The following is an 18323-nucleotide window of genomic DNA, read 5'->3' as shown; positions in this document are numbered from 1 at the left end:
CCACCACCATTCAACGCCCAACCCTCTCCGGTTGGGCGTTTTATTTTCAGATTTCGCGACACCACGTGGTGTGTTCGTTGCCGTTCCGCGTGTGCCATGCGCTGGAAATCATGGCGCCCGGAAGCCGGCCGGTTGGGCTCCCTTTCGCTCTCTGTTCTTCGAAACCGGCACCAATTTCTTCGCCGGAGCACACGTAGACGGCCTTTGGCGCCAGTGACTTGCGCGTGAGTCTCTAGGGTAGGTTTCGCACCACGCTTGCTAGGGAGGCTCTGAACTTATTCAGAGCTTCCCTATCTTCTCTTCCAGGTTTTCTGGTGCGATGAATTCGAGCGTCTTCTGTCCAATGCGCCGCTGGAACAGCAGGCCGAGTTCCGCCAATTGCAGCAGGTCGGCTCGGGCCGTGGCATACGCTACGCGGTGGCTGCTCTGATGGGACTTCACGGTGTACTCCTGCCCCGGGTGCCGCACCGCATGGGAGAGCAGGGCGATTTGGCGGTGATTGAGGTCGGAACGTTTCAGTCTGCTCTCGATGCGTTTTACCTGCTCGGCCTTGCGCGCCAAATAGACCTCTAAGTCTTGGAGCGCCCGCTCGATGACGCCGAGCTGGTGAACGATGAAGTAGGTCAGGTCGTTTTCGTCGCTCTCGACTTCCAGAAAGGCGCGGGCATACTGGGCCGGCGCCTGCTTGAGGATGCGTGAGATGGAGATGAATTCGAACAGCCAATAGCCGCGATGCAGCATCGTGCGGTAGAACAGTGCGCGGGCGGTACGGCCGTTGCCGTCCTCGAAGGGGTGCAGCCAGCCCAGCCAGAAATGCAGGATGATGGCCCGCACTACGGGATGGATGAATCCACCACCGTCGTCGTCTTCCGCATTGGCAAAAGCAATCAGGGTGTCCATCCGCTCGCGCAGGCCCTCGGCGGGTGGCGGCGTATACAGTACCCGCTGGGTCCGGTGGTCCACCACCTCGACGCGTTCCTCCCCTGGCTGCTGTATCCGGCCGGCGGCATCCGCCTGTGCCAGGGTACCGTCTGCAAGGGTGCGATGGAGGTTCATCAGGACAGCAAAGTCCAATGCGTGCCCCTTCATCTCGCGCACCGACTGCATCGCCAGATAGTTGTTGAGGATCATGCGCTCGCTCTTGTCCTGCGGCTTCCGCTGGTAGCGGATCATGTCAGCCGCGACCTGGCGGGTGGTACTGGCCCCTTCCAGCTGGCTGGAGGTTATAGCCTCCTCGACCAGCGAGTTGAAAATAAAGCGATCCCGGTGTTCCTCGGTGGCCACATGGGCGCCCAGGGACAGTCGTCCGCTGGCCAGGCTGTCGATGGTATGCAGCTTGGCCAGCACGCAATCTGGCAGGGCATAGACGAACGGCTGGCCCTTGAGATCCAGCAGGGGCAGTTTTCGGTACTGCTTGCGGCGCGCAATCTTGATGCCGAGCCACCATTGCGCCGTTGTAAGTCCCGGTGGCGGTTGTAGATGGCGTAGTTTGTCCCAGTGGAGGTACTGGCCCTGGTGAGTCACCCCGACCTCGCCCACGAACAGCCGTACCGCGACGTCTGCCGGACAGGAGCGCATCAGCGCTTCGGTCGACGGGGGCGATTGGAGTGGTTTCATGGTGATAGATATGGGATGGTTTCTATCAGAATTTGTGAAATTGATAGAATTGTAGCGGACAAGCAGTATTTATCAACTATTTGTTTATTGATAGATATCGATGGGTATATATCAACCATCACCATGGGCGGCGAACTGGCCCCGATCGAGGCCTGCTGGATGACAGCGCCACCCTCGTCCCAAGCCGCGCTTTGCGCGGCTTTTTCATTGGCGCAGCCGAAATTCCCGGTGGCAGGCGCGGCAGCTGTCCAGGGTGTCGCGGTAGGCCTGCGCCATGGCCTTGCGGTTACCGTCGCGGGCGGCGCGCTCCAGGGCGTCGGCGTTGTCGCCCAGCCGGTGTGCCAGGGCGATGAAGTCGTCCCAGCGCTGCCAGATCTCCGGTTTTGCCTCGCTCTTGGCGGTGCGGCTGCCCGGCGGGAACAGCTCGGGGATGAGGGTGCTGAAGGTCTTGAGGCTGCGGGCATGGGCGGCCAAGTGGTGGGTCAGGGGGACGCCATCGACGGCGATGGAGGACGCCGCCTGGAGTTGGCGGTGGGCGCTCTCCATGACGCGTACACGGTATTCCACCAGGTCGTCCACCGGGGCGGCCAGGAGCAGTGCCGGGGCGAAGAGGAGCGGGACCAGGCGAGCAGATATTTGCGGCATCGATCGCCTCCGGTGTGGGTATGGCGGGGCCGGCGTGACAGAATATAGCCCCTTTTCGGCGGGTTGGATGTGAGGCGATGGCGTTACTGAGTTTGCGCGGTATTACGGTCAGTTTCGGCGGGCCGGCCCTGCTCGATGGTGTGGATCTGTCCATCGAGCGTGGCGAACGCCTGTGCCTGGTCGGGCGCAACGGCAGCGGCAAGTCCACGCTGATGAAGGTACTGGCCGGCGAGATCGTACCGGACGACGGCGAGATCGTGCGCCAGGGAACGCTGAAGGTGGCGCGCCTGACCCAGGAAGTGCCGCACGGCATGACCGGCTCGGTCTATGACGTGGTGGCGATGGGGCTGGGTGAGGCCGGTGCGCTGCTGGCGGAATATCACCATGTCAGCCAGCAGCTGGCGGTGGATTGCAGTGACACGATGTTGCGCAAGCTGGAGCAGGTGCAGCACCGGCTGGAGGCGGCGGGCGGCTGGGAGCTGAACCGCGAGGTGGAGACGGTGCTGTCGCGCCTGGAATTGCCCGCCGATGCCGAGTTCTCCGCCCTCTCCGGCGGCCTCAAGCGTCGCGTGCTGCTGGCGCAGGCGCTGATCACCCGTCCCGATGTGCTGCTGCTCGACGAGCCCACCAACCATCTGGATATCGACGCCATCGCCTGGCTGGAGGAGTTCCTGCTCGGCTTCAACGGCACCCTGCTGTTCGTCACCCACGATCGCTCCTTCCTGCAACGCCTCGCCACCCGCATCATCGAACTGGATCGCGGCCGCCTCACCAGCTGGCCGGGCGATTTCGCCACCTATCTGCGCCACAAGCAGGAGGCGCTGGACGCCGAGGCCGGCGCCAATGCCCTGTTCGACAAGCGGCTGGCGGAGGAGGAGGCGTGGATCCGCCAGGGCATCAAGGCGCGGCGCACGCGCAATGAAGGCCGCGTGCGCGCCCTGGAGGCGATGCGGCGCGAACGGCAAGATCGGCGCGAACGCCAGGGCACGGCGCGCCTGCAACTGAACGAGGCGGAGCGCTCGGGCAAGCTGGTGGTGGAGGCCGAGCATGTGTCGTTCAGCTATGATGGCAAGCCGGTGATCAAGGACCTTTCCACGGTCATCATGCGCGGCGACAAGGTGGGTATCATCGGCCCCAACGGCGCCGGCAAGACCACCCTGCTGCGTCTGCTGCTCGGCCAGCTGGCGCCGCAGGAGGGCACGGTGCGCCTCGGCACCAAACTGGAGGTGGCCTATTTCGATCAGCACCGCGCCATCCTCGACGAGGAGATGTCGGTGCTGGACAACGTGGCCCAGGGCAGCGAGCAGATCACCGTCAACGGTCAGAGCAAGCACGTGATGAGCTACCTGCAGGACTTCCTGTTTGCCCCGGCGCGGGCGCGCACGCCGGTGAAGGCCCTGTCCGGCGGCGAGCGCAACCGCCTGCTGCTGGCACGCCTGTTCACCCAGCCGGCCAATGTGCTGGTGATGGACGAACCCACCAACGACCTGGACATGGAGACGCTGGAGTTGCTGGAGTCGTTGCTGGTGGACTATGCCGGTACCCTGCTGGTGGTCAGCCACGACCGTGCCTTCCTCAACAACGTGGTCACCTCCACCCTGGTGTTCGAGGGCGAGGGCCGCATCGGCGACTACGTGGGTGGTTATGACGACTGGCTGCGCCAACGTGCATCCACGCCGGCGGAGAAGGCCCCTGCAGTCGCTGCTCCGGCGGAGCGGCGCGACAAGCCCAAGGCCAGGCCCAAGATGAGCTACAAGGAGCAGCGCGAACTGGAGACCCTGCCGCAACGCATCGAGGCGCTGGAGGCGGAGCAGCAGGCGCTGCACCAGGCCATGTCCGCCCCCGATTTCTACCAGCAGGGCAAGGCGGTCGCCGCCACCACGCAGGAGCGCCTGACGGCGGTGGAGGATGAGCTCACGGCCGCCTACGAGCGCTGGGAAATGCTGGAGGCGCAACAGCAGGGATGATGTATATTTCCCTTACCGTCCCGCCCGGAGTTCCTTCATGACTGACAGCAGCGGCATCCATCACTGTGTCGAAACCCTGTGCCAGCTGGGTTGCGATGGCGTACGCCGCACCATCGCCGCCCTGGAGGCGGGCCAGCCGGTGGTGCAGGTGGAGGGGCTGGATGCCGAGCAGCGCCAGCAGGTGCTGGCGGAGTTGAAGGCTATTATGGCGGTGTATGACAGGAACTAGGGGCTGACCTTCACAAATACCGTGACCAGTCCACCGCTGCATCGCCGTAGGCAAAGAAGTAGGGATTGAGCAGCGAGTCCTTGGTGTTGTAGCGCAGCGGCTGCATGGCGGTGTCGGTGAGACGGCCGCCGGCCTCTTCCACGATGCACTGCGCGGCGGCGGTGTCCCATTCCGAGGTGGGGCCGAGGCGGGGATAGATGTCGGCCTTGCCCTCGGCCACCAGGCAGGATTTCAGTGCGCTGCCCATCGGTATCAGTTCGTAATCCCCCAGATTGGCGAGAAAGGTTTCCAGCGAGGCGCCGCGGTGCGAGCGGCTGCCGGCGATGACGGTGCGGCCGCCCTGCCAGCGGCGGCAGTGCAGGCGCGCCGGCTGGTTGACGGAGTCGCGTTTCCAGGCGCCCTGGCCGCGGCAGGCGTAGTAATAGATGCCCAGCACCGGCGCATAGACGATGCCCAGCACCGGCGCCTGCCCGTCGATGAGGGCGATGTTGACGGTGAATTCGCCGTTGCGCTTGACGAATTCGCGCGTACCGTCCAGCGGGTCGACCAGCCAGTAGCGTTGCCAGGTGGAGCGGACGCTGAAAGGGATGTCGGCACTCTCCTCCGACAGGATGGGGATGTCGGGGGTCAGGGCGCGCAGGCCGGCGTCGATGATCTGATGGGCGGCGGTGTCGGCGGCGGTGAGCGGGGTGCTGTCGTCCTTGTGTTCGACGGCGAAATCGCTTTCATAGATCTCCATGATGCGGCGTCCGGCCTCGATGGCGATCTCGATGGCCGGCGTGAGCAGGGTGCAGGGATCGTTATGCGGGTGGTGGCTCATGCTGGAGATGCTCCCGGGTGAGGAACAGCGCAGCGATGCTGCGTGCCTCGGTGAAATCGTCTTGTTGCAATAGTTCGGTCAGTCGGCTCAGCGGCCAGGGCACCACCTCGATCTCTTCCGGCTCGTCGCCCGGCACCTTGTGCGGGTAGAGGCCGCGCGCCAGCACCACGTGGGTGGTGTGGCCGAGGTAGCCCGGGGCCAGGGACAGGGAAGTGAGGTGGTGCAGGTCTCGGGCCGCGTAGCCGATTTCTTCCATGATCTCGCGGTTGGCGGCGTCTAGGATGGCCTCCTCGCCCTCGATGCGCCCCTTGGGCAGGCCCAGCTCGTAGCGGTCCACACCGGCGGCATATTCGCGGATCAGCAGCACCGTGTCGTCATCCAGCAGGGGGACGATGAGCACCGCCCCGCGCGGGCCGCCGATGAGCCGTTCGAAGCGGGTCTCGACGCCGTTGGCAAAGCGCAGGTCGACCTGTTCGATACGAAACAGGCGTGTCTGGACCAGCGTCTTGGTATGCAGGATCCTGGGTTTCTCGCGCATCAGGCTGTCAATTGGCGGGCATGGCCCCGGCCGGCTGATGATACCCGAGCCGCCATGGGGGTGAAACCTGCCCGCTTGGGGTGACATGGCCCGGCGCCCCCGCAGTACAATGCCGCCCATGACTACGCCCTACGACAGCCCCATGCCCTGGGAGGAGATCGACAGCGTCCTGCTCGACATGGACGGTACCCTGCTCGACCTCAACTTCGACACCTATTTCTGGAGCGAGCATGTGCCGCGGCGCTATGCCGAAAAGAACGGTATCGACCTGGCGCAGGCCAAGGCCCAGCTCTATCCGCGCTTTCACGCCGTGGCCGGCACCATGGACTGGTATTGCCTGGATTACTGGACGCGCGAGCTGGGGCTGGACATCGCCCTGCTCAAGGAGGAGGTGGACCACCTGATAGCGGTGCATCCGCGGGTGCCGGAGTTTCTGGAGCGGCTGCGGGGACTGGGCAAACGGGTGGTGCTGGTGACCAATGCCCACATGAAAAGTCTGGAGCTGAAGATGGAGCGTACCCGCCTGGCCGGGCATTTCGACGCCATCGTCTGTTCCCACGAGTTCCGTCTGCCCAAGGAGCATCTGGCCTTTTGGGAGCAGATGCAGCGGCGTGAACCCTTTGCGCCGCGCCGTACCCTGCTGGTGGATGACAGTCTGCCGGTGCTGCGCTCGGCGCAGCACTACGGCATCGGCCACCTGCGCGCCGTGGCCAAACCGGATAGCCGGCAGCCGCTGCGCGAGGTGGCCGAGTTTCCCGCCATCGCCGATTTCGGCGACATCATGCCGAAGTAGGCCCGGCGGCGGGCGGTCAGGTCTTCTTGAAGCGCTTGTCCCACTTCTTGAAGCGCTTGCGGCAGTAGGCCAGCAGGCTTTCGTAGCTGTCGAAGAACTTCTTGAAGCTGTCCTCCGCCGGGGCGTCGTATTCGCAGTAGTCGTTGGAGTGCTGGCGGCAGATATTGGGCCGTTCCTCGTAGATGCCACAGCCGCCGCCGGGCAACAGGTGGCGGCAGGTCGTGTTGACCAGCAGATACCAGCCGTCTTCATCCTTGTAGATACACACGTTATGATGCGAAATCTGCCACAGCAGATGATCGAAGTCGTGCATCGAACGCGGCGTATCGATCTGCTGGGTGATATAAGTACAACATTTGGAGTTGCGGCAGAGGCTGCACTTGTTCTCGGCGGACATCGGAGGTTGCTTCACGATAGTTGATGACAGGCCCGGCGGGCAGATGGGTGCTATGGTAGCACGGCATTTGTCGTACCGCGGTCGGGGGGAATGCGGTGGGGAGTACAAACAGCAAAAACATTGGTAAGGCCGTGGGGGGGCTGCTGGGGTTCGCGGCGCTGGCCGGCAATGGTCTGGCGGCGGATGATTTGGTGCTCGCCATGGCCGAGCAGGATTTCTTCGCCGAACTGCCGGTCATCCTGACCGCCACCCGCCTGCCACAGCCGGTGGCCGACGTGCCGGCTGCGGTGACCATCATCGACCGGCAGATGATCGAGGCGGCCGGCGTCGCCGACATCCCCTCCCTGTTCCGCCTGGTGGCGGGCTTTCAGGTGGCCCACGACCGCGATGCACGTACCTCGGTGACCTACCACGGCGCCAGCGATGCCTTTGCCCGCCGCATGCAGGTGCTGGTGGATGGCCGCTCCATCTACACCCCGATCACCGGCGGCGTCGACTGGGTGGACCTGCCGGTATCGCTGGAAGACATTGCCCGCATCGAGGTGACGCGTGGCCCCAACGGCGTGGCCTACGGCGCCAACTCCTTCCTCGGCGTCATCAACATCATCACCTTCCACCCGGCCGATGTGCAGGGTTTCAGCTTCAAGAGCACCCTGGGCGACGACGACTTCCGCAAGGGCACGCTGCGTTATGCCGGCAACAGCGGCGCCCTCGACTACCGCGTCACCGTGGAACATCGCCAGGACAGCGGTTCGCGTGATTACGACTGGGACAACAATGGTGCCCACACGAACTATGACGCACAACGCACCACCGCCCTGACCCTGCGCGGCGACTACCGCGCCACGGTCAACGACTATCTCACCTTCCAGTGGGGGCACAGCGAGGGGCCGCGGGGGCGGGGGCGCGATGACCAGGTGGAGAATCCGCCCCGCTGGCAGGAGTCCCACGGGAATTTTCAGCAGCTGGGTTGGAAGAGCATCCTCAGCTCGATCGAGGAACTCAGCCTGCAATTCTATCGCAGCTACCAGAAACATACGGATGAGTATGCATTGCTGGGGTTTCCAGTAGACATACCGCCGTTTGGTATTGTGCCGCTGGATATTGACGTGAACAACAGCATCGAAACCGAGCGCTACAATCTGGAGTTTGCGCACACCTTTGCCCCCGCTCTCGACTGGCGTTTCGTCTGGGGCGCCGAGGCCCGCCTGGATCGCAGCCGGGCCGCAGGCTATCTGGGGTCACCTGACACATTCGAGCACAGCCTTTACCGCCTGTTTGCCAATACTGAATGGCAGCCGACGGCACGCTGGACGGCGAATGTCGGCGCGCTGGTGGAGCACAACGAGTTCAACGGCACCCGCACCTCGCCCCGTCTGGCGCTGAACTACAAGCTGGAGCAGGGGCGCTATCTGCGCGCCAGTTACACCGAGGCCTATCGCACGCCGGCGCTGTTCGAGGAGAAGGCCGACTACGCGGCGCGTCTGGCGACCACCGTCTTTGGCTTTCCCGAAGGTACCGTTATCCGCCAGCTATATTCCAGCGACGGCAACCTGAAGCCAGAACACATGACGTCCTTGGAACTGGCCTTCGGCGCGCATGCGGCGGAGCAGCGCTACAATTACGAGATCAAGCTGTTTCATGAGAAGTCGCGTGATCTCATTGGCCTCTATCAGGATGGCACGGCTTACAAATTTACCAATGACGGCCACAACACCCTCACCGGGTTCGAGTTGCAGGCCCGCCTGGAGCCGACGGACAGCAGCCTGATCAGCATCGCCTATGCTCATGCCAAGGCATCAGGCCGTATCGTTGGAGAGGGCGACCTGTCGACAGCGACGCCGGAAAACACCCTGAGCCTGCTGCTGGCCAACAGCTTTCCCGGTAACTGGCGGGCCAGCCTGGGGCTGTACCATGTCACTGATGTCGAGTGGATAGGTGGCGATACTACCAGCTACACCACTGCTGACTTTACCCTGCGCAAGCAGTTGCGCGGCACGGGCGCCGAGGGCGCCGTGTTCTTCACCGTGCGCGATTTCCTGGGCGCGTATTTCGATTACACCAACGATGTGTTCCAGGAACGCCGTTTCTATTTCGGGCTTGAATTGCGCTTGCCCTAAAGGGAGAGGATTGCTGCCGGACGCAGCCAACCAGCCATGCGACTGAACAGGGAAAGGATGCCGCCAACAGGTACGGGCAGGAGGCTCGTGCTGGCGCTGTTGCTTTGTCTGACGCTGCTGCCGCCGGCATTGGCGGCGCCGCCGCGGGTGATCGTGGTCGGTGGTGACAGCGCCCATCACCGTGCCGTGTTCGTGGCCATGCGCCAGACACTGGAGCGCGGACGCTCAGGCCATGAACTGATCTACCGCACCTTGGAACAACACCAGGCCGATGCCGGCCCCGCGCCGGCCCTGCTGGTTGCGGTAGGTACCGCAGCGGCGCAGGCATTGGCCGCAGCACCACGGACAGCGCCGCTGTTGTGCGTGCTGCTGCCACACGGCGAGTTTGCCGCGCTGTCGCAGGGGACGGCGGGACTGGGCGCCCTGTACATCGATCAGCCGGTACGCCGCTATCTGTTACTGGCGCGCCTGACCTTGCCGGAGCGCCGCCAGGTGGGTGCGGTCCTTGGGCCTTTGTCATCGGCCCTGGAGGGCGAGTTGCTTGCCGAAGGGCGCCGCCTGCAACTGGAGGTGAAGACCGCAACGCTGGATGACGGATTGGCGCTGACCGGTGCGCTGGAGCGGGTGAGCCGCCCGCAAGGGGTAGTGCTGGCCTTGCCCGATCCCTTGGTGGTCAATGCCGATACGGCGCGCACCCTGATTCTCGATGCCTATCACCGCGGTATAGCCCTTATCGGTTACTCCCAGGCCTTGGCCAAGGCCGGGGCACTGATGGCCGTGCACTCGACACCGGAGCAACTCGGCCAGGAGGCCGGCGAGATGGTGCTCGCCGCCTTGGCCGCCCAGCCGGTGACGTTACCGCCGCCGCGTTACCCTTCCTATTACAGCGTTTCCGTGAATTATCAGGTGGCGCGTGCCCTGGAAGTGAATCTCCCGACCGAAGAGCGCTTGCTGCGGGAGCTGCGGCAACTGGAGGGGGCGCCATGAAGTCATGGAGCATTACGCGCAAGGTGCTGTTGCTGGCGCTGCTGCCCGGCACCGTCATTGCCCTGGTGCTGTCGGCCTATTTCACCAGCTTGCAGCTGGGTGCGCTGGATCGCGCCTTGCGCGAAGAGGGGCAGATCATCGCCAGCCAGTTGGCGCCGGCGAGCGAGTATGGTGTCGTCACCGGTAATCACGAGATGCTCTCACGCATCGCCACCTCGGTGTTGCAGCGTGAGGACGTCTCCTGGATCGGCATCCGCGACGAGGCGGAGGATTTGCGCCTGCAGGTAGGCCGGATACGTGTCGACTGGGATCAGTCGCCCACCGTGCCCGATGCCGAGGGTGTGTGTGAGGCCAGCAGGATGGCTTTGCTGTTTTGTGCGCCGATCCTCAAAACCCGCCTGCAGGTAAGCGATTTTCCCGACGCCGAGGATGGCGGTACGCAGGAGCGGATCGTTGGTTGGGTGTTCGTGGAAATGTCCACCCTGGCCAATGCGCGCCGCCGCATAGAAGTGATGGCGAAATCTCTGGTGATCACCAGCCTATTGTTGTTCGTCACCAGCCTGTTTGCCATCTTTATCGGTTACCAGATCTCGCGTCCGGTTGTTGCCATGACGGATACCGTACAACAGGTGGCGCGCGGCAATCTCGATGTCCGGGTACAGGCGCGCGGTGGTGGCGAGATCGACTCCCTGGCGCAGGGTATCAACAGCATGATCGCCGCACTGGCGGCGGGGCGTGAGGAAATGCAGCGGCGCATCGATGCCGCCACTGCGCAACTGCGCGAGACGCTGCTGACGCTGGAGCAAAAGAACCGTGCCCTGGATGAGGAGCGGCAGCGCGCCCAGGCGGCCAGCCATGCCAAGGGCCAGTTCCTCGCCAACATGAGCCACGAAATACGCACGCCGCTCAGCGGTATTATCGGCATGCTGGCCTTGTTGGATAAGACCGACATGCAGCCCAACCAGCGCGCCTATGTCACCAATCTGTCGCTGGCGGCCAGCGCACTGCACACACTGCTCAACGATATACTCGACCTGTCGCGCATCGAGGCCGGCAAGCTGCAGCTGATCGAACAGGTGTTCTCGCCACGCCAGGTATTGGACGAGGTGGCGCTGATGCAGGCCTCGTCGGCCCATGAAAAGGGGCTGGACCTGATCTGCCACTCCGGCCGTGATGTGCCGGAGTGGGTCAAGGGCGATTCGTTGCGGCTGCGCCAGGTGCTGATCAACCTGGTGTCCAACGCCATCAAGTTCACGGAAACCGGTTCAGTGGTGGTGCGCGCGTTCTCCCTGCCTGTGACAACCGGGCAGGACGGCCGCTGCTGGGTGCGTTTCGAGGTGGAGGACACCGGCATCGGCATTCCTGCGGATCGGCAGCAGACCCTGTTCGACAGTTTTACCCAAATCGACTCGTCCAACACCCGCAAATACGGCGGCAGCGGCCTGGGCACGACCATTGCCCGTGATTTGGTGCAATTGATGGGTGGGCGTATCGGTTTGCACAGCAGTGAAGGTGCAGGCAGTCTGTTCTGGTTTGAACTGCCTTGGGGCATCGAGACAGCGGCCTTGTCTCCGGCCATCGCCGATGGCGCGGCACTGCTGGGCCGGCCGCTGCTGATCGTGCAGCAGGATGACGAAGGGCGCCGCGCCCTGCGGGATCTGGCGGAGCGGCTCGGCCTGGTGGTGCAGGAAACCGCCGATGCGCAAGCCGTGCCGGGGTTGGTCGCCGCCAGTGCCGAGCCGCTCATGGTATTGCTGGTGGAGCAGGGACGTGAGGCCTCCTGGTTGAACCTGGCGCGTACTCTGCGCCGTCAGCAGGGCGCTGCGCGCCCCTTGCTGTGTCACGTCACGTTCTTCAATGGTGACACCGATGTCTCTTTGTTCGATGGTCACATGAACAAGCCGGTAACGCTGGAATCCCTGTGTGATGGCCTGTTGACACTGAGCCGTCTGCCGCACGTTTCCAACGCCGGTACAGCGGCGGAGACAACGACGGAACAAACGCCCCCGGCAACCAGGCGGCGGCGCATCCTGGTGGCGGAGGACAACCGCATCAATGCGCTGGTGATCAGAAGCTTTCTGGAGCAGGCCGGGCATCGGGTGGTGCTGGTGGAAAACGGTGCCGATGCCCTGACCATGCTTGCGCGCAGTGAATTCGATGCCGTTCTGATGGATATGCGCATGCCGCAAGTGGATGGGCTGGAGGCCACACGACGTTGGCGTGCGCAGGAGGCGGCAGGGCACCATACGCCGATCTTTGCTCTTACGGCCAATGCCACCGTGGAGGATCGGGAGCACTGCCTGGCGGCCGGCATGGATGACTTCCTGCCCAAGCCGGTGGAGCAGGCGCAACTGCTGGAGTTACTGGCGAAGCTTGGTTGAAGCCAGGGCTGGCTGGGCGTATTCAGTTCTTCGGAGGTTGTTCGTCGCTAGCGACGACGGCGTCCGCCACCACCGCCACCGGAACGGCGCGGTCCGCCGCGCTGATCGGGACGTGGACGGTATTCCGATTTGACCGGCGGCTGCGGTTCCAGCAGGAGATCGTTGCTGATGCTGGCAACCGGGATTTTGTGACCGACGTAGGTCTCGATATCCATCAGGGAGAAGGCGTATTCCTCGCAGGCGAAGCTGAGCGCTTCGCCGCTGGCGCCGGCGCGTGCGGTGCGGCCGATGCGGTGCACGTAGTCCTCCGCGTCCTGCGGCAGGTCGTAATTGAACACATGGGTGACGTCCGGGATGTGCAGACCGCGTGCCGCCACGTCGGTGGCGACCAGCATGGGGAAGGCACCGGACTCGAACTGGGCCAGCAGGTGCTGGCGCTTCTGCTGCGGGACATCGCCGGAGAGGATGGCGGTCTTGTAGCCGTTGCCTTCCAGATAGCCCCACACCCGGTCGGCGGCGCGCTTGGTGTTGACGAAGACGATGGCGCGGGTGGGCTGCAGTTTGTGCAGCAGGCCGAGCAGCAGCGGGATCTTTTCGTTGCTGGCGGGGAAATAGACTTCCTGCTTGACCCGATCGGCAGTGACCTTGTCCGGCTGCACTTCCACCAGGGTGGGGTTGTTCATGTGTTCGTAGGCCAGTTCGGTCACGCGTAGCGACAGGGTGGCGGAGAACAGCATGCTCAGGCGCTGCTCCGGCGCTGGCATGCGCCGCAGCATGTAGCGCAGGTCGGCGATGAAGCCGAGATCGAACATGCGATCGGCCTCATCCACCACCACCGATTGAATGGCCTTGAGGTCAAATACATGCTGTTTGAAATAATCGATTAGGCGGCCGGGTGTGCCGATGAGGATGTCGACACCCTGCTCGATGGTGCTGCGTTGCTGTTCGTAGCCCGTCCCGCCGTAGGCGAGGCCGAGTCTGAGACCGGTGTGGCGACCGAGAGTTTCCGCATCGCGGTGGATCTGAATCGCCAGTTCACGCGTCGGCGCCAGTATCAGCGCGCGCGGTTGATTGATGCGGCGCGTCGGTGCGCCGGGGTCGCGCAGCAGGTGATTGTAGAGCGCAACGAGGAAAGCGGCCGTCTTGCCGGTGCCCGTCTGTGCCTGACCGGCCACATCCATCCCCTGCAGGGCCAGGGGCAGGGTATTGGCCTGGATCGGCGTGCAATTTGAAAAGCCTGCCTCTTCAATGCCTTGCATCAACGATGCCGGAAGATCGAAGTCCTTGAAGCGGGTGTCCGTGAGATGCGTTTCGCTCATGGGGCAAGCAGCATACCAAAAACGCGCCGGTTGTGGGCTTGCAATGCGGGACGGATTCGGCTCAAATGTGGGCCCAAGGCTCAACAACAAACAAGCCCGACCGCCTTGCTTGCGGTCACGGGCGCGATGGAGGCAATACCCTTGAGCGACAAAATCGTTTACGTAACCGACGACACCTTCGAGCAGGAAATCATCAAGGCCGAAGGCCCGGTGCTGGTGGATTACTGGGCCGACTGGTGCGGTCCGTGCAAGATGATTGCACCGATTCTCGACGAGATTGCCGAGGAGTACAGCGGCCGCCTCAAGGTGGCCAAGCTGAACATCGACGAAAACCCCAATACGCCGCCCAAGTTCGGCATCCGTGGCATCCCCACCCTGATGCTGTTCAAGAGCGGCAATGTCGAGGCCACCAAGGTCGGCGCCGTGTCCAAGTCGCAGCTGACCGCCTTTATCGACAGCAATCTGTAAGTACCGCGCGGCGTCCGGCAGGGGCTGGACGCCGTGTGCAGATAGTGGTAGATTTCCCCGCAGTTCCTCGAAGATATAAGAACTAGCACCGGCCGGACGGCCATTCCCCTAGACAGAATCAACAGCCCGACGCGGCTTCCCTGTCGTTCCCGAACACCCCCATTGCCACGTTTCCATCCACGCTCCATCCAACGGCTTGACCATGAATCTGACCGAACTCAAGAGAAAACCCGCAGCTGAACTGATCGAACTGGCTGAGTCCCTCGGCATCGAAGGCGCCTCGCGCTCACGCAAGGAAAACGTCATCTTCTCCCTGCTCAAGGCCACGGCCAAGGGCGGCGAGGATATCTGTGGCGATGGCGTGCTGGAAATCCTGCAGGATGGTTTCGGATTCCTGCGTTCCGCCGACAGTTCCTACCTGGCGGGCCCGGATGACATCTACGTCTCGCCCAGCCAGATCCGCCGTTTCAATCTGCGCACCGGCGATACGGTGACCGGCAAGATTCGGCCGCCGAAGGAAGGCGAGCGTTACTTCGCTCTGCTCAAGGTCGACACCATCAACTATGAGCCGCCGGAGAACGCCAAGAACAAGGTGTTGTTCGAGAACCTGACACCGCTCCATCCCAACGAGCGCCTCAACCTCGAACTAGGTAACGGCAGTACCGAAGACATCACCGCCCGCGTCATCGACCTGGTGGCGCCCATCGGCAAGGGCCAGCGCGGCCTCATCGTCTCGCCGCCCAAGGCCGGTAAGACCATGCTGTTGCAGAACATCGCCCACTCCATCACCCACAACCATCCCGAATGCTTCCTCATCGTCCTGCTCATCGACGAGCGCCCGGAAGAAGTGACGGAAATGGCGCGCTCGGTGCGCGGCGAGGTGGTGTCATCCACCTTCGATGAGCCGGCCAGCCGCCACGTGCAGGTCGCTGAAATGGTGATCGAGAAGGCCAAACGCCTGGTGGAGCACAAGAAGGACGTGGTGATCCTGCTCGACTCCATCACCCGCCTGGGCCGCGCCTATAACACCGTGATCCCGTCATCCGGCAAGGTGCTGACCGGTGGTGTGGACGCCAATGCGTTGCACCGTCCGAAGCGCTTCTTTGGCGCCGCGCGCAACATCGAGGAGGGTGGCTCGCTCACCATCATCGCCACCGCCCTGGTGGAAACCGGTTCGCGTATGGACGACGTGATTTACGAAGAGTTCAAGGGCACCGGCAACATGGAGATCCATCTGGATCGCCGTATCGCCGAGAAGCGCATCTATCCTGCCATCAACATCAATCGATCCGGCACGCGCCGCGAAGAGCTGCTCACTGATGTGGATGAGTTGCAGAAGATGTGGATCCTGCGCAAGCTGTTGCATCCGATGGATGAGCTGGCGGCGATGGAGTTCCTGTTCGACAAGCTCAAGGCCACCAAGACCAATGGCGACTTCTTCGATTCGATGAAGCGCTGATTTCCCACCGGCCGGCCACTCCGCGGTAGGGGGTGGCCGGCTGGCTCAGTTCCCCAGTTTCACACCCCATACTTCGCTGGCATATTCGCCGATGGTGCGATCACTGGAGAAGCGGCCCATGCGCGCCACGTTGAGGATCGCGCGGCGCGTCCATTCCTCGCGGTCGCGATACAGCTCGGCCACCCGCTCCTGACACGCTACATACGAGGCATAGTCGGCCAGCAGCAGATAATGGTCGCCGCCCTGCAGCAGAGCCTCGACGGTGGGGCGGAAACGATCCGGCGCATCGGGCGAGAAATAGCCGTTGCCGATCATGTCCAGCACCTCGCGCAGTTCGCCGTTGCCGTGATAGTAGTCCCACGGATTGTGGCCGTGCGCGCGTGTCTCCTTCATCTGCGGCACATCGAGGCCGAAGATGAAGATGTTGTCGTCCCCCACGGCTTCGCGGATTTCGATGTTGGCGCCGTCCAGCGTGCCGATGGTCAGGGCGCCGTTCAGCGCCAGCTTCATGTTGCCGGTGCCTGAGGCCTCGGTGCCGGCGGTGGATATCTGTTCCGACAGTTCCGCTGCCGGGATGATCTCGCCAGCGGAGCTGACATCGTAATTGGGCAGGAATACCACCTTGAGCAGGCCGCGCACCTGCGGGTCGTGATTGACGATGTCGGCGACCGCATTGATCAGGTGGATGATGCGTTTGGCGGCGACGTAGCCTGGCGCCGCCTTACCGCCGAAGATCACGGTGCGGGGCACGATATCCAGTTCCGGATTGCGGCGGATGCGGTTGTACAAGGTCACGATGTGCAGCACATTGAGCAGCTGGCGTTTGTATTCATGGATGCGTTTGATCTGCACGTCGAACAGGGAGTCGACATTCACCTCGATGCCGAGCTGGCGCGCAATCCGCGCGGCCAGCCGTTCCTTGTTGGCGTGCTTGACGGCACGGAATTCGGCGCGAAAGGCGGCATCGTCCGCCAGCGGCTCCAGTCGGCGCAGTTGCTCCAGATCGGTCTTCCAGCCCTCACCGATGCGGCTGCTGATCAGCGCGGACAAGCCACGGTTGGCCTGGTTCAGCCACAGGCGGGGGGTAATGCCGTTGGTGATGTTGATGAATTTGCCGGGAAAGTGGCGGTGGAAGTCGGCGAAGATGGTGTCACGCATGAGTTGTGAGTGTACTGCGGCCACACCATTGACACGGTGGCTGCCGACGATGGCCAGGTGCGCCATGCGAATGCGCCGTTCGCTGCCTTCGTCGATGATCGACATGCGGCGCAGCAGTTCCACATCTCCCGGATTGTTGTGCATCACGTCCTGCAGGAAGCGGTGGTTGATTTCGTAGATGATCTGCAGATGGCGCGGCAGCAGTTCTTCGAACATGGCCACCGGCCAGGTCTCCAGCGCCTCGGGCAGCAGGGTGTGGTTGGTATAGGCGAAGGTGCCGACGGTCAGTGCCCAGGCCTTGTCCCAGTTGATGTGGTGCACGTCGAGCAGCACGCGCATCAACTCCGGGATGGCGATGGAGGGATGGGTGTCGTTGAGCTGGATGGCGACTTTGTCGGCCAGCAGGTCGAAGTTGCCGTGTACCTTGCGGTAGCGGTAGAGAATGTCCTGCAGTGAGGCGCTGACGAACAGGTATTGCTGCCTCAGGCGCAGTTCGCGGCCGACGCTGGTGGTATCGGCCGGGTAGAGCACCTTGGACAGGTTTTCCGAGCGGGTCTTGTCCTCCACCGCCTTGATGTAGTTGCCTTCGTTGAAGTATTTGAGCTCGAAGTCGCGGGTGGCCTTGGCCGACCACAGGCGCAGGTTGTTGACGGTATCCACGCCGTAGCCGGGGATGGGGGTGTCGTAGGCCATGGCCATGACCTCGTCGGTGTCCACCCAGCGGTGGCGCAGTTCACCACGCTCGTTGGGATATTCCACCACGCGGCCACCGAACTTGATGGGATAGAGCACCTCCGGGCGGGGAAACTCCCAGGGATTGCCGTAACGCAGCCAGTTGTCCGGGTGTTCCACCTGACGCCCGTTCTCGATGCTCTGGCGGAACATGCCGTATTCGTAGCGGATGCCGTAGCCGTAGCCGGGCAGGCGCAGGGTGGCCATGGAGTCGAGAAAGCAGGCAGCCAGGCGGCCGAGGCCGCCATTGCCCAGGGCGGCGTCGTACTCCAGTTCCACCACCTCTTCCAGGTCTAGCCCCAGTTCCTGCAGGGCGCGGGCGCATTCCTCATAAAACCCCAGGTTGAGCAGGCTGTTGGTGAGGGTACGGCCGATGAGGAATTCCATCGACAGGTAATAGACGCGCTTGGAGTCCGCCGTGTAATAGCTGCGCATGGTTTCCATCCAGCGCTCGATGAGGCGGTCGCGCACCACATAGGCCAGGGTGTGGAACCAGTCACGGTCGGTGGCGGTGTAGGAATCCTTGCCGACCGAGAAAATCATGCGGTTGGCCAGTGAATGCTTGATGGAGGCCGCATCCAGTCCCTGATAGTCGTACTTGAAGCTTTGCGAGGACGGCTTGTTGGGCATAATCGGCTCCAGTGCCTGGGTGAGAAAGGTTGTGGGCGTAAGGATAACCCGTGTGGACGTACC

General features: G+C 63.1%; 15 protein-coding genes. 8 read left to right on the top strand and 7 right to left on the bottom strand.

All coding sequences use genetic code 11. The annotated features are described in order from the left end of the window. Positions 1-279 precede the first annotated feature (279 nt). Entirely contained in the window at positions 280-1617 is a 1338-nt protein-coding gene (locus tag ACMV8A_RS12430) for a Fic family protein (RefSeq protein WP_495326162.1), read from the bottom strand. Between the two features lie 204 nt (positions 1618-1821). Then, entirely contained in the window at positions 1822-2262 is a 441-nt protein-coding gene (locus ACMV8A_RS12425) for a c-type cytochrome (protein WP_495326161.1), read from the bottom strand. A 77-nt stretch (positions 2263-2339) separates the two neighbouring features. Here ACMV8A_RS12425 and uup point away from each other — a divergent pair, with 77 nt between their 5' ends. After that, on the top strand, positions 2340-4229 hold the full coding sequence (uup, locus tag ACMV8A_RS12420) for an ATP-binding cassette ATPase Uup (RefSeq protein ID WP_495326160.1): 1890 nt from the start codon (positions 2340-2342) through the stop codon (positions 4227-4229). 37 nt (positions 4230-4266) lie between these two features. Then, the gene (locus ACMV8A_RS12415) at positions 4267-4458 is read left to right on the top strand and encodes a hypothetical protein (protein WP_495326159.1); all 192 of its coding nucleotides are present in this window, start codon (positions 4267-4269) and stop codon (positions 4456-4458) included. Positions 4459-4468: 10 nt separating this feature from the next. Here ACMV8A_RS12415 and cysQ read toward each other — a convergent pair whose 3' ends face one another. Next, complete coding sequence (gene cysQ / locus ACMV8A_RS12410) at positions 4469-5278, bottom strand: 3'(2'),5'-bisphosphate nucleotidase CysQ (RefSeq protein ID WP_495326158.1); 810 nt, start codon at positions 5276-5278, stop codon at positions 4469-4471. Further along, on the bottom strand, positions 5259-5816 hold the full coding sequence (gene nudE / locus ACMV8A_RS12405; RefSeq protein ID WP_495326157.1) for an ADP compounds hydrolase NudE: 558 nt from the start codon (positions 5814-5816) through the stop codon (positions 5259-5261). Before nudE ends, cysQ begins: the two co-directional genes overlap by 20 nt. A 118-nt stretch (positions 5817-5934) precedes the next feature. On the opposite strand from nudE, the gene yrfG reads away from it, so the two are divergent. Next, on the top strand, positions 5935-6609 hold the full coding sequence (gene yrfG / locus ACMV8A_RS12400; RefSeq protein WP_495326155.1) for a GMP/IMP nucleotidase: 675 nt from the start codon (positions 5935-5937) through the stop codon (positions 6607-6609). 16 nt (positions 6610-6625) lie between these two features. On the opposite strand, the gene ACMV8A_RS12395 is transcribed toward yrfG, so the two are convergent. Continuing rightward, positions 6626-7006 carry a YkgJ family cysteine cluster protein gene (locus ACMV8A_RS12395; protein ID WP_495326153.1) on the bottom strand — a complete coding sequence of 127 codons (381 nt, stop codon included), beginning with the start codon at positions 7004-7006 and terminating at the stop codon, positions 6626-6628. Positions 7007-7137: 131 nt separating this feature from the next. On the opposite strand from ACMV8A_RS12395, the gene ACMV8A_RS12390 reads away from it, so the two are divergent. The 3 genes from ACMV8A_RS12390 (at position 7138) to ACMV8A_RS12380 (ending at position 12494) form a co-directional block, all read left to right on the top strand. Beyond that, the gene (locus ACMV8A_RS12390) at positions 7138-9126 is read left to right on the top strand and encodes a TonB-dependent receptor plug domain-containing protein (RefSeq protein WP_495326151.1); all 1989 of its coding nucleotides are present in this window, start codon (positions 7138-7140) and stop codon (positions 9124-9126) included. Positions 9127-9213: 87 nt separating this feature from the next. After that, positions 9214-10113 (top strand): ABC transporter substrate-binding protein, encoded by a 900-nt coding sequence (locus ACMV8A_RS12385; protein WP_495326149.1) that lies wholly within the window; start codon positions 9214-9216, stop codon positions 10111-10113. Next, positions 10110-12494, top strand: a complete 2385-nt coding sequence (locus ACMV8A_RS12380) for a response regulator (protein WP_495326148.1) — start codon at positions 10110-10112, stop codon at positions 12492-12494. Before ACMV8A_RS12385 ends, ACMV8A_RS12380 begins: the two co-directional genes overlap by 4 nt. Positions 12495-12541: 47 nt before the next feature. On the opposite strand, the gene rhlB is transcribed toward ACMV8A_RS12380, so the two are convergent. Beyond that, positions 12542-13813, bottom strand: a complete 1272-nt coding sequence (rhlB, locus tag ACMV8A_RS12375) for an ATP-dependent RNA helicase RhlB (protein ID WP_495326147.1) — start codon at positions 13811-13813, stop codon at positions 12542-12544. A 141-nt stretch (positions 13814-13954) separates the two neighbouring features. On the opposite strand from rhlB, the gene trxA reads away from it, so the two are divergent. Both trxA and rho read left to right on the top strand, forming a co-directional pair. Continuing rightward, complete coding sequence (gene trxA, locus ACMV8A_RS12370) at positions 13955-14281, top strand: thioredoxin TrxA (protein WP_495326146.1); 327 nt, start codon at positions 13955-13957, stop codon at positions 14279-14281. Positions 14282-14483: 202 nt separating this feature from the next. Continuing rightward, entirely contained in the window at positions 14484-15740 is a 1257-nt protein-coding gene (rho, locus tag ACMV8A_RS12365) for a transcription termination factor Rho (protein ID WP_495326144.1), read from the top strand. A 45-nt stretch (positions 15741-15785) separates the two neighbouring features. On the opposite strand, the gene ACMV8A_RS12360 is transcribed toward rho, so the two are convergent. Further along, the gene (locus tag ACMV8A_RS12360; protein ID WP_495326142.1) at positions 15786-18260 is read right to left on the bottom strand and encodes a glycogen/starch/alpha-glucan phosphorylase; all 2475 of its coding nucleotides are present in this window, start codon (positions 18258-18260) and stop codon (positions 15786-15788) included. Positions 18261-18323: the final 63 nt, after the last annotated feature.

It is taken from the genome of Sulfurivermis sp. (genome assembly GCF_059410345.1).
The sequence above is the reverse complement of the archived record's forward strand: the minus strand, read 5'-3'. Positions and strand labels throughout refer to the sequence as shown.